9 protein-coding genes are annotated in these 13,107 nt (G+C 33.8%); 5 read left to right on the top strand and 4 right to left on the bottom strand.

Translation table 11 applies throughout. From position 1 onward, the window contains the following. Positions 1 to 3 precede the first annotated feature (3 nt). The 3 genes from QYS48_RS11990 to QYS48_RS11980 all read left to right on the top strand — a co-directional run bounded on the left by QYS48_RS11990 (position 4) and on the right by QYS48_RS11980 (position 4,289). Positions 4 to 1,578, top strand: coding sequence for an FAD-dependent protein (locus tag QYS48_RS11990; protein ID WP_308356108.1), 1,575 nt, complete (start codon positions 4 to 6; stop codon positions 1,576 to 1,578). Continuing rightward, positions 1,571 to 1,939: a CoA-binding protein gene (locus QYS48_RS11985; RefSeq protein WP_302123812.1), complete on the top strand. Its 369-nt coding sequence runs from the start codon at positions 1,571 to 1,573 to the stop codon at positions 1,937 to 1,939. The genes QYS48_RS11990 and QYS48_RS11985 overlap by 8 nt, the downstream gene beginning before the upstream one ends. Before the next feature lie 151 nt (positions 1,940 to 2,090). Continuing rightward, complete coding sequence (locus QYS48_RS11980; protein WP_308356107.1) at positions 2,091 to 4,289, top strand: GAF domain-containing protein; 2,199 nt, start codon at positions 2,091 to 2,093, stop codon at positions 4,287 to 4,289. A gap of 32 nt (positions 4,290 to 4,321) precedes the next feature. Here the strand turns inward: QYS48_RS11980 and hisB are convergent, their stop codons facing one another. The 3 genes from hisB to QYS48_RS11965 form a co-directional block, all read right to left on the bottom strand. Beyond that, positions 4,322 to 5,419: a bifunctional histidinol-phosphatase/imidazoleglycerol-phosphate dehydratase HisB gene (hisB, locus tag QYS48_RS11975; protein ID WP_308356106.1), complete on the bottom strand. Its 1,098-nt coding sequence runs from the start codon at positions 5,417 to 5,419 to the stop codon at positions 4,322 to 4,324. A gap of 62 nt (positions 5,420 to 5,481) precedes the next feature. Further along, a complete protein-coding gene (gene rnr / locus QYS48_RS11970; protein WP_308356105.1) occupies positions 5,482 to 7,647 on the bottom strand; it encodes a ribonuclease R in 2,166 nt (721 codons plus the stop codon). Positions 7,648 to 7,713: 66 nt separating this feature from the next. Next, positions 7,714 to 8,412: a 3'-5' exonuclease gene (locus QYS48_RS11965; RefSeq protein WP_308356104.1), complete on the bottom strand. Its 699-nt coding sequence runs from the start codon at positions 8,410 to 8,412 to the stop codon at positions 7,714 to 7,716. A 238-nt stretch (positions 8,413 to 8,650) separates the two neighbouring features. Here QYS48_RS11965 and pgi point away from each other — a divergent pair, with 238 nt between their 5' ends. Both pgi and QYS48_RS11955 read left to right on the top strand, forming a co-directional pair. Further along, positions 8,651 to 10,303: a glucose-6-phosphate isomerase gene (pgi, locus tag QYS48_RS11960; RefSeq protein WP_308356103.1), complete on the top strand. Its 1,653-nt coding sequence runs from the start codon at positions 8,651 to 8,653 to the stop codon at positions 10,301 to 10,303. An 18-nt stretch (positions 10,304 to 10,321) separates the two neighbouring features. Then, on the top strand, positions 10,322 to 11,560 hold the full coding sequence (locus QYS48_RS11955; RefSeq protein ID WP_308356102.1) for an NAD(P)/FAD-dependent oxidoreductase: 1,239 nt from the start codon (positions 10,322 to 10,324) through the stop codon (positions 11,558 to 11,560). A 37-nt stretch (positions 11,561 to 11,597) separates the two neighbouring features. Here the strand turns inward: QYS48_RS11955 and QYS48_RS11950 are convergent, their stop codons facing one another. After that, positions 11,598 to 13,103, bottom strand: a complete 1,506-nt coding sequence (locus tag QYS48_RS11950) for a DUF4301 family protein (protein ID WP_308356101.1) — start codon at positions 13,101 to 13,103, stop codon at positions 11,598 to 11,600. Positions 13,104 to 13,107: the final 4 nt, after the last annotated feature.

Below are 13,107 nucleotides of genomic sequence, written 5' to 3'. Positions count from 1 at the left end.
AAAATGATAGAGAAAGAAGTAGTTTTAAAGCCAGAAGAGGCTTTCAACGAAGAAGTTGTATTATCAACTATAAAAAATAAGTTACAACTTAAAGACTCTCAATACTTCAGAATAGCAAAAAGATCAATTGATGCTAGATCAAAAGAAGTTAAGGTAAGAGTAAAAGTTGAAATCAATAATGATACTCCTTTAGCAGATAGAATAAACTATAAAATATCTGACTTACCTAAAGTTCATGAAGCCAAACAAACTGCAATTATTATTGGTGCAGGTCCGGCAGGATTATTTGCAGCACTTAGATTTATTGAATTAGGCTGGAAGCCTGTCATATTAGAGAGAGGAAAAGATGTTCGTTCCAGAAGAAGAGATTTGGCAGATATTAACAAAAAACATATTGTAAATTCTGAAAGTAATTATTGCTTTGGAGAAGGTGGTGCTGGCACCTATTCTGATGGAAAACTCTACACTCGCTCAAAGAAAAGAGGCGATATTTATAGAATTCTGGAAATTTTGGTTGCTCATGGTGCCAAAGAAGACATCATGATTGATGCACATCCCCATATTGGCACTAATAAACTTCCAAAAATCATCCAAAGTATACGTGAAAGTATAATTGAACATGGTGGTGAAGTACATTTTGACACCAAAGTAACTAGCTTTCAGGTAGAAAATAACGAGTTAAAAGGAGTAAAAGCTAATGATAAAAATTATATAGCGGATGCTTATATCTTAGCAACAGGTCATTCAGCCCGAGATATATTCCACCTGCTTCATGAAAGTAATATTTTAATTGAAGCTAAGCCTTTTGCTTTAGGGGTTAGAGTGGAACATCCTCAACGGATAATTGATCAAATTCAATATAAATGTGATGATAGAGGAGAATACCTACCTGCCTCATCTTATGCATTAGTACATCAAACCTATTTTAATGATAAAAAAAGAGGGGTATTCTCTTTTTGCATGTGTCCAGGTGGTTTTATTGTTCCAGCAGCCACCGAAAGTGGAGAAATAGTGGTAAATGGAATGAGTCCATCAAGAAGAGATTCGAAATATGCTAATTCAGGAATTGTTGTGGCAATTGAATTGGAAGACATGCTTCAGTATGAAGATAAGGGGCCTTTTAAAGGATTAACATTACAAGAGAGCATAGAGCAGCAAGCTTGTAAAATTGCTGGAAATACTCAAGCTGCACCAGCTCAACGACTAATTGATTTCACACAAGGAAAATTAAGTAAGGATTTACCTGACACTTCATATCAACCAGGATTGGTATCCACTCGAATGGATGAAGTTTTACCTCCATTTATTGCAGAAAGATTGAAAACAGCTTTCAAAGCTTTTGGAAAGAAGATGAAGGGGTATTTTACCAATGAAGCAATTATTGTGGGGGTTGAAAGTAGAACTTCCTCCCCAATTCGTATCCCTAGAGAAAAAGAATCGTTAGAACATACGCAAACGAAAAGGCTCTTTCCTTGTGGTGAAGGTGCAGGCTATGCGGGTGGTATTGTTTCAGCTGCAATGGATGGTGAAAGATGTGCGGAAAGAGCTGTTGAATTATACAAAATTAAAAATGAGTAAAAAAACAGTTATAATAGGAGCTACTCCAAATCCTTCAAGGTATGCTTATTTTGCTGCCGATAGATTATCCAATGCAGGACATGAATTTGTACCTGTTGGCATAAAAAAAGGAGAGGTATTTGGAGAAGAAATTCAAGATATTAGAAAATCACCTGAGGTTAAGGATGTGGATACCATCACACTCTATCTGGGAGCTCGACATCAACCAGAATATTATGATTATTTATTATCGTTAAATCCTAAAAGGATCATTTTCAACCCAGGTACAGAAAATCCTGAACTTTCTAAAATGGCTCAAGAAAAAGGAATAGAAACTGAAAACGCCTGTACTTTAGTGATGTTAGGCAGTGGGATTTATTAGTATTATTCAACGAAATATTTTTCAAAAAAGCAGTATATTAAGTTTTCAATAAATCTTTACAGAAAAATTAAACAATCATTAATAATGGTTTTTTAATAGCTTAACAGCTTAAGCTAATTTCGATTTTATCTTCGTAGAAAATTAACTATAAATGAAGATAAGAGATCTAGCTATCCGTAAAAAATTCATACTAGCATTTTCAATATTATTAATCGTAATGCTCTCAGGGGCATGTATTTTAGCCCTGCTATGGTCTCAAATCAATAATTATCAGAAAGTAAAATCTGATATGGCTGAAATCATGATGAAATTTGATAAAGCCCAGAAAATTGAGCAAGACTTTCTGATTTTCGGTTGGAAAGATCCAGATTTTTTAAATAATGGAAAAAGTAAGTTCACTCTAGATTTTTTCACTCAATTAGACTTAGTAGAGCAAGAAATACAATCTAAAATCTCTTCCGATTTTATAAATGATAAAAGTCTTAGTCAGGATTTTCATTCCATATTAACTTCTGCCAAAAGCTACCGCAGTTCTTTTGACGAGCTGCGAAAATTACTTTTGAAAAGAGGATTTAGAGATCATGGACTTGAAGGTGAAATGAGAACCTTTGTGCATGAGGTTCAAGAATGCATTTCTGCAGAGGAAAAAGTGTTTGCATTTAGTTTAAGAAGACATGAGAAAGATTTCGCTTTGAGGAAAGATATGGGCTATGTAGATAAACTACATAATACCACAGATGAATTTATTTCTTTTATTGAAAATGCAAAAACGGAAGAATTTCCTCATATGATAAATTCATACAAGAGGTCTACAATTAATGCTATTCGTGCCTACAGAAATCATTTCGACAAAATAGTTCAGACTGAAATTGAAATTGGCTTAAATGAGAGATCAGGTCAATTTTTAGAGTTAAATAGGTATAAGAACCAAACAGAACCGCAGATATCATTATTATACAGTAAAATCAACTCTAAATATCAAGAGATAAACCAAAAAGCATTTTATGTAGTAATTAGCACATTTATAATCCTATTAGTTACTATCGCACTATTAGTTTTTTATTTACGAAAAACTGTATCTAAACCTATCATAAAGTTGGATAACATTACAAAAAAAGTTCTTTCAGGTGATAGTAATGTTAGTAAAGAACTTAATCACCAGTCAGTTGATGAAATTGGAAGTCTATATAGAAACTTTCACCAAATGCTTGAAAATCTTGAAGAAAATCTTCATCTGATAAAAGAAAAAAATCAGTCTTTAGAAAAGAAGAATACAGAAGATCTAAAGCAAAATTGGATCATAAATGGATTGAGTCATATTAGCGATTTAATGAAATCAAGTCAATCTGACTTAAAAGATTTTTCTTACAAAATAATAAGTGAGGTAGTAAAATATATTGATGCTAATCAAGGAGCCTTCTTTATTCTAAATGATTCAAATGACCATAAAGAAGCCTTTATGGAATTGAAAGGCTCATATGCCTTCGACCGTAGAAAATACATAAAAAAAGAAATCAATAAAGGTCAAGGGCTTGTAGGGCAAAGCTGGCTTGAAGGTGATATACTATATCTAACTGAAGTTCCTACAGGATATGTTAACATCACGTCAGGCTTGGGAGAAGCACCTCCCCGATCTATTATAATTGTACCTTTAAAAACAGAAAACCAAATTCTTGGTGTATTAGAAATCGCCTCTTTCAAAGCTTTGGAAAAACACGAAAAAACCTTTTTAAAGGAACTTTCTTTGAGATTAGGGGCAGTTATTGAGTCGATTAAAATGCAAGAAAAAACGAATTATTTACTTAAGAATTCTCAAGAAATGACTGAACAATTAAGGTCACAAGAAGAGGAAATGAGACAGAATATGGAGGAATTGCAGGCTACTCAAGAAGAAATGAGTAGAAATGAAAAAACTTTGCACCATAAAATTAACTTCAAAAATCTTCAAATTGATATGATGGACGGGTTACTTGGTAAAGTTTATGAAGGCGTATTATTTTTTGATCATAATTTTAGAATTATATCTAGCAATAATTACGTTTTAAAAACCCTTTCATATTCAGAGGCAGATTTAAGTGGTAATCATCCTGATTTAATTCTAAAGTCGCACATTGAAAAAGAAATTGAATCACTCTATAATGATCCTTCTTTTATTTTAACAGGTGTATCTGAAAGAAAAGAAAGCAAAATAATGGATAAATATGGCAGTTCTTATGATTGCAGGTATGTACTGACTAAGGTTGAATACAATCAAAAGATTTATTACTCTATACTATTCAATAAAACTGAAGCTGAGTTTGGGAAAAAAGTCTTAAAACACCTGTTTCAAACAAAAAAAGTAAATATTTAGAAAGGCTAGATAACACTAGCCTTTCTTCTCTTTTATAATGCACCTTTTGTGGAAGGCAGATCATTCAATCTGCTTTCATCACGGCTGACTGCCATTTTTATAGCTCTGGCCCAGCCTTTGAATATGGCTTCAATCTTATGGTGCTCATTATCACCGCTGACCTTAATATCTAAATTACATTGAGATGAATCAGAGAATGATTTAAAGAAATGGAAAAACATTTCAGTAGGCATGTCCCCTACCATTTCTCTCTTGAATTCCGCATCCCAATTTATCCAAGGCCTTCCACCGAAATCAATTGCTACTTGAGCTAAAGCATCATCCATAGGTAATAAAAAGCCATATCTATATATTCCTTTTTTATTGCCCAATGCTTGTTTGAATGCCTCTCCTAATGCTAAAGCCGTATCTTCTATGGTATGGTGCTCATCAACTTCTAAATCGCCATCAACTTGAATACTTAAATCTAATCCACCATGCTTACCTAACTGATCCAGCATATGGTCAAAAAACTTTAAGCCAGTTGAATTATTGGCATTTCCGCTTCCATCTAGATTCAATTCAATCTTAATATCCGTTTCATTCGTTTTACGATTTATATTGGCAGTGCGAGCAGGCTTAACTAAATATTCAGCAATCTGTCTCCAATCTTGAGTTGAAAAAGTAGCTTCCTTTAAATCTTCTCCAATAAAAATAGACTTCGCTCCCAAGTTTTCCGCTAATTGAACATCCGTCTTCCTGTCACCAATCACAAAACTATTTGCCAAATCATACTCCTCAGAAAAGTATTTTTTCAAAAGGCCCGTCCCTGGTTTACGGGTATCTTTTCCTTCATCTTCAAAGGTTCTATCAATATGTTGCTCTGCAAAAGTAATCCCCTCAATTTCTAATTGCTTCAACATTTTATTATGAGCTGGCCAGAAGGTATCTTCTGGATATGAATCAGTTCCTAAACCATCTTGATTTGTAACCATTACCAATTCATAATCAGAGTTTTGAGCTATGAATTGCAATGCACTTATGGCATAGGGTAAAAACTCTAACTTTTCGAGTGAATCAACCTGAAAATCAATCGGTGGTTCTTGTATAATTGTTCCGTCTCTATCTATGAATAATACTTTCTTTTTCATCGTCTATAATTTGAAAGCCCAAAATTAGGGATTCAACTTAAAATTTAAATCTTGATTGTGAATTATACTTCTTCTTTCTCGCAAAACTCTAAATCGATAGTTCTTTTATCGATATCAGTCGCTTTTACTCTTACGGTCACAGGATCACCCAAGGTTATCATGCGCTTATTATTCTGACCAATTACACGGTAATTCTTTTCATCGAATTCATAGTAATCATCCGTCATATCAACCAAGCGAACCATACCTTCGCATTTGGTTTCAATGATTTCTACAAATATCCCCCATTCGGTAACCCCCGTTACTAATCCATCGAAAGCTTTATCCTCAACAGAAGCCATGAATTCAACTTGCTTATACTTGATAGAAGCACGCTCAGCATCAGATGCTCGTTTCTCCATTTCTGAAGAATGTAAACATTTGCTTTCATACTCTTCAGCATTTACTGACTTTCCTTCATCTAAATAATGTTGCAATAGTCTATGCACCATTACATCAGGATAACGTCTTATTGGAGAAGTAAAATGAGTATAATATTGAAAAGCTAATCCAAAATGAAATGAGTTTTTAGTAGTATATTTTGCCTTAGCCATGGATCGAATAGCTAAGCTTTCTAATACATTCTGCTCTGGTTTTCCTTGAATTTCATTCATTAATGAGTTCAATGATTTTGCAACCGCCTTTTCTTCAATTTCTAGTTCATGACCAAATCTTTTGGCAAACATTGAAAAGGTAGAAAGCTTTTCTGGATCAGGATAATCGTGCTGACGATAAACAAAAGTCAATTTTTGATCTCCTTTTTTCTGGGTGGCGACAAACTCCGCCACTTTTCTATTGGCTAACAGCATATATTCCTCCACCAATTTATGGGCGTCCTTCCTAACTTTTGGAATAACTCCCAATGGCTTTCCATTTTCATCTAACTTGAATTTCACTTCAACTGATTCAAATGCTATGGCCCCGTGCTTAAATCGGGTTTCCTTAAGCTTTTTCGCAATATTATTTAGAGTAGTAAGTTCTTCAGCATGATCACCAACTCCAGTTTCAATAACTGCTTGCGCCTCCTCATAAGTAAACCTTCTGTCAGAATGAGTCACAGTTCTCCCAAACCATTGATTATGAATCCCTCCTTTTTGATCTAATTCAAAAACAGCAGAAAAAGTAAATTTATCTTCATTTGGTCGAAGTGAACACAGTCCGTTTGATAATCTTTCCGGTAGCATTGGAATTGTTCTATCCACTAAGTAAACCGAAGTGGCTCTGTGGAATGCTTCTTCTTCTAATAATGTCCCGGGTTGAACATAATACGTAACATCCGCTATGTGGATACCGATCTCATAATTACCATTCTTTAGTTTCTTGAAGGAGATGGCATCATCAAAATCTTTTGCATCCTCAGGATCGATAGTGAAAGTCGTAGTTTCACGCATATCCCTTCTTTTGGAAATTTCTTTATCTGGCATTTTATCACTGATCTGCTCTGATTCTTTGATAACTGCTTCTGGAAATTCCATTGGCAGTTCAAATTCCGCCATTATGGAGTGAATCTCAGCCTCATTTTCTCCAGCCGGTCCTAAAACTTTCACAACTTTAGCTTCAGGCTTTCTATCCTGCCCACCCCAGCTAGTAATTTCAGCAATCACTTTATCTTGGTGTTTAGCACCTCCAAGTTTATCATGTAGGATAAAGAAATCAGTGTGGATATATCGACTGTCAGGAATCATAAATGCATAGCGAACAGACTTGTCTATTCTACCTACAAATTGAGTTTTAGCTCTTTCCACTATTTCAATTACTTTTCCTTCTTCCCTACCATCTCGGTTTTTCTTAATGACTACGACTTTGACTGTATCATTATGCAAAGCGCCTTTCAGATTATCAGTTTTAACAATGATATCGTCTTCTCGCTCAGCAGATATTATATAAGCTAATCTAGGATTAACATGATCAACTTTTCCAATTATAAACTCAGGCTCCTTGTTCGAAACATAACTCGCGCGGGAAGCTTTTTCAATTTTCCCTTCATTTAATAATTCTATTAAAACCTTATCTATTAATCTTTTAGCCTCAGCAGTATTGCTTCCTATAGCTTTGGCAATATTTCTTACTGTATACGATTTATGAAGATTAAAATCCAATATTTGCTGAACTTCATTTTTAAGTTCTGGTATACTCTTTATTGGCTTTTTAACCCTTTTAGGTCCTTTTTTATTTCTTTTTTTACTCATATTTAAATTTAAAATATTTAGCTCAGGATTAGATTAAGCCATTGTGAAGGAATTAATATAATTCAATCATCCTGAAACTTTAGTGATTTGCTCTTTTTCCAAGATAGGCTGCCCTTTTAACTTAAGGTACAATTGAGAAGTGAGCAATACATCTTTTTCACAATATTCGGCAATTCTATTTAAATCACCATCTTTATAATAAACTTCATATACTTGGCTTCCATCAATATCATCTTTGCTTGTTGGCAAATCAAATATATGGGCCAATAAATCTAACTTAGTGTAATTTTTTCGATCTCCAAACTTCCACAACTCAAGTGTATCTAAAAAAGGAGTTTGCCATGGTTTCATGGATGCAACGTCTAAAATAGAGGGAAGTTTTAATCCATTTATTAATATCCTTCTGCAAATATAAGGAATATCAAACTCTTTGATATTATGACCGCAAATTAAAGAGTCAGAGTTATCCACTTTATGTAATACTTGAATTAGTGCTTCTAGAAGCTCTTTTTCATTATGGTTCTTAAGAGTTAAAAGTCTTAAGGTTCGGTTATCATCTTCTCCATACAACCAGCCCATTGATATTACAATTATTTTTCCAAATTCAGCATATATCCCTGCTCTTTCATACAGCTCTTCCGCTGTTTCTTTTTCTTTAGCAAAAAATGATGATTTGTGTTGCCATAACTGCTTTTCTCTTTCACTTAATGCGTTATAATTTGGCGACTGCGGAATTGTCTCGATATCAATAAATAGTATTGCCATGATTATTATTTTAGGTTGAAAGCTGTTTGAATTTATGCAAAATTTCCATCTATAAATAGTACATAGCTTCGAAAGCAAATATTTCGTCTTAAATAATCAATGTTTGTTCTATTAGTGCAATAGGAATACTTATTGCCATCTAATACTTACATAGCTAAAACAAAAGTAATCTAAAGTTATCTTTTTAATGGATAGGCTTTAACTTTGCGGATTATTATTAGAAAAGAAATTATTTAGAATGAAATATATATCACCTATTCAGACATCTAATTGGAAAAAGCTAGATGAACATTTTCAAAATGTGAAAGATATTCATCTTAAGACTCTGTTTGAGCAGGAAAAAGGAAGATTTGAAAAATTCACCATCAATACAGAATCTTTATTTATAGATTATTCTAAAAATAAAATCAATTCAGTCACTTTAGATCTTTTACTTCAATTTGCAGAAGAGATGAAATTGAAAGAAGAGATTGAAGCAATGTTTTCAGGAGATAAAATTAATCAAACTGAGAAGCGAGCTGTGCTTCATACTGCTTTAAGAAATTTCTCTGGTAAAGCTGTTTATGAATCAGGAAATGATGTAATGCCTCTAGTTGAGAAGGTTAGAAAGCAAATGAAGGATTTTAGCAATAAAATTCATTCTGGTGAGTGGAAAGGATATACAGGTAAAGAAATTAAACATATTGTTAATATTGGAATTGGTGGTTCAGACTTAGGGCCTGTAATGGTAACCGAAGCTTTGAAACCTTATAAAGTTGAGGATATTGAAAGTTATTTCGTGTCCAATGTTGATGCTACTCACATTGCTGAAGTTCTGAAGAAAATAGATCCTGAAACCACCTTATTTTTAATAGCATCAAAGACCTTCACTACTCAGGAAACCATGACTAATGCACATACTGCTAGAAATTGGTTTCTTGAAAATGGAGGAAATGAACCTGATATTAAAAAACACTTTATTGCATTAAGCACCAATAAGGAAGGGGTTGAAAAGTTTGGTATTGATCCTGCCAATATGTTCGAATTCTGGGACTGGGTTGGCGGTAGATACTCACTTTGGTCAGCCATAGGTCTGTCTATTGCCTTAAATATTGGCTATGATAATTTTGAAGAACTCCTTAAAGGAGCTCACGAAATGGATAATCATTTCCAAAGCACGCCATTTGAAAAAAATGCCCCTGTAATTTTGGCACTAATCGGATTATGGTATAATAATTTCTTCAATGCAGAAACTGAAGCTATTTTACCATATGATCAATATCTACATAGATTCGCTGCCTATTTCCAACAAGGAAATATGGAAAGTAATGGTAAATCAGTCGATAGAAATGGTAATCCAGTGAATTATCAAACAGGACCAATCGTTTGGGGTGAACCTGGAACTAATGGTCAGCACGCATTTTATCAATTGATTCATCAAGGTACCAAAATGATACCATGCGATTTTATTGCTCCGGCTAATTCTCATAATCCTATCGGAGATCATCATCAAAAACTTTTAGCTAATTTCTTTGCACAAACAGAAGCTTTAATGAATGGAAAAACCGAGAAAGAAGCCAGAAAGGAATTAGAGAATAAAGGCTTGAGTTCTGATGAAATTGAGAAATTATTGCCGTTCAAAGTATTTAAAGGAGATAACCCAACCAACTCTATTTTATTAAAAAAGGTGACACCTAAATCATTGGGTAGCCTAATTGCATTATATGAGCATAAAATATTTGTTCAAGGGATTTTATGGAACATATTTAGTTTTGATCAGTGGGGTGTTGAGCTAGGAAAACAATTAGCTGGACTTATTCTACCTGAATTAGATCATGACAACCCAGTAATTGGTCATGATGCTTCTACAAATGGGTTGATCAATGAATACAAAAGAATGAAAGAAAAGTAAGCGTAACCTTATTATTCATTGACTAAAATAGTTGTTATAGGAGCTGGTGCAGCAGGAATTTTTGGAGCAATTAATATTGCTGCTCAAAATCCTGAAGCAGAAGTTATAGTATTAGAAAAGTCATCAAAGCTTCTATCGAAAGTGAAAATTTCTGGAGGTGGAAGGTGTAATTTGACTAATGTTATCTCTGAGCCTAAAGAGTTGATTAAGAATTACCCACGAGGTAATAAAAAGCTTAAAAAGGCTTTTGAAACCTTTGGCACAAAAAGTACTATTGAATGGTTTGAATCCAGAGGTGTGAAAACAAAAGCTGAAGCTGATGGCAGGATGTTTCCCATTTCGGATGACTCTCAAACAATTATTGATTGCCTTTTGAAAGAGTGCAATAAATTAGGCGTTCAAATTAAGACCAAAGAGGGCGTAAAGGAAATTAAGCCAACAGCTAAAGGATTCATTATTCATACTAATAATTCTAGCTATGAATGTGATAAAATATTAATTGCGACTGGGGGTCATAATAAGATAGAATCTTTTCAATGGCTAGAGAAGCTTGGGCATAATATTTCGGTACCTGTACCTTCCTTATTTACTTTTAATTTACCTCAATCAAATATCACTAAACTTTCAGGAATCAGTGTAGCTGAGGCAGAAGTTAAAATTGCCGGAACAAAGCTCTCTTATACTGGTCCATTATTAATTACACATTGGGGACTAAGTGGCCCCGCTGTACTGAAATTATCCGCTTTTGGTGCCAGGATACTAAACGAAAAAAATTACGAATACTCTGTAATTATTAACTGGGTTGGATTTAAAAATGAAACAGAAGTAAGAAATCATCTATCAAAATTTCAGTCAGAAAACCCTAAAAAGAAACTGTTTAATAGTAATCCTTTTGATCTTCCGAAACGGCTTTGGGAATACCAGTTGCAGGAATGTGAAATAGATGAGGATTTACGCTGGAATAACTTCTCAGGTAAAAAATTAAATAAATTGGTTAATAACCTGATTGCTGATTTATATGAAGCTTCTGGTAAAACTACTTTTAAGGAAGAATTTGTAACTGCTGGAGGTGTAAAGCTTGGGGATATCAATATGCAAACGATGGAAAGTAGAAAGTGCCCAGGTGTATATTTTGCGGGTGAAGTTTTAGATATTGATGGAATAACGGGTGGTTTCAATTTTCAAGCAGCCTGGACTAGCTCTTTTTTAGCAGCAAACGGAATTACTGAAAGTCTAAAAACTAAAAAAGCTTCCTAAATAAATTAAGAAGCTTTTTGATATGTATTTTTTCACTCTATCCTGCTTGATGTTCTTCTCTTAATAAATCATTAACTGTTTTCACAGGATTAAAAGTTGACAAAGGAACCTCTACAAAAAGAGTGATCCAATCTGACATAGCACCATTCCAAAGACCTGGTAGTTCTAATGCTTTCAATTCTTTTCCATCTTTCGATTTACTTGTTATAAATCCAGTTTCCGGATCTCTGTATTTAATTAAATCAAACTTTTTACCATGCATATCTTTAATCCCGCAAACCAAGTCCACAGGATTAAAATGAGTTGCATTTTGAAGTGCCTTTTGAGCTTCCGGATTGTCGGGATCAATTTGTGAAGTTTCTGCTATTTGTAAACTCAAGGATCCATCTTTTTCTTTAACCCAAAAAGGACCTCCACCTGGCTCACCCGTATTTTCTACCATACCGCATACACGAATAGGTCTGTGGAGTAAGTATTGTAAATACCCAACCTTTTCAGAAAATTCTAATTGATCATAATCATCTTTAAAAACTAAGAATAATTCCTTTTTAGCGAAAGTCTCAACTTCCAACAATTCTAATTCATTGATGTTTCTTTCCAATTGATTGAGATAGCCAAAAAGTTTACTCTGAACACTCATCAGCAAACCTGCCAGAGCTTTTTTATAATGGATAGTATTTAATTTAAGATGATCTGGAACTACATTATCAATATTCTTTATAAAAACGATATCGTGATCCAAATCATTTAAATTCTCTATTAAAGCACCATGACCAGCTGGGCGAAATAATAAACTTCCATCTGAATTATGAAAAGGCGTATTATCTGGATTAACTGCAATTGTATCTGTTTCAGGTTTTTGTTGTGAAAAGGTTATTTCAAAATCATTAAAGCCCTTTCTAACATGAGCTGCATGCTCTTCAAATAATTTCTGATGCTCAGGTGAGACTGTAAAATGTAACCTTACTTTTCCCTCAACTCCTCTAGCGTAATTCTCTCCTTCCGTAAAGTGCTCCCCTACTGGTGTTTTTACTCCAGATTTATAGTCATGAAAATCTAATAAGCCTTTAGGAAGGTTGCCGTAATTCAATCCATCTTCAAGCAGTAAAGATTTTATGATTTTATGGTACTCTTTATTTTTCAATGATGAATCCAAGCTGTTCCCACTTTCTTGCATCTTCTCATCTAACGCTTTCGAAAAAGCAAACTTATGAATATTGGTAAAGAAGGTTTTTAGAAAATCATCTTTCTCAGCCATAGATTCATCTTCTTCCAAAAAGGCATATAATCTTTTGAACATCCTGCTAGCAGCACCACTAGCCGGAACAAACTTAATCATATTGTATTTTTTGGATTGATTTTCAAAAATCAATATAAATTCATCAATGCTCTTTTCTGATAATTTTAAAAGCCCATCCCCCACAACTGCAGGCCTATCAATATTTAAATAAGGAAAGCCTTTTTTAAATCTACCTAATTGCTCTTCTACCACCTCAACATCTTTTCCAGCTCTTTTTATCTCTTCAGTTAATTGATTGTTCATTTGT

Source organism: Marivirga arenosa, assembly GCF_030503895.2.
In the GTDB taxonomy this organism is placed as follows: Bacteria; Bacteroidota; Bacteroidia; order Cytophagales; family Cyclobacteriaceae; genus Marivirga; species Marivirga arenosa.
The sequence above is the reverse complement of the archived record's forward strand: the minus strand, read 5'-3'. Positions and strand labels throughout refer to the sequence as shown.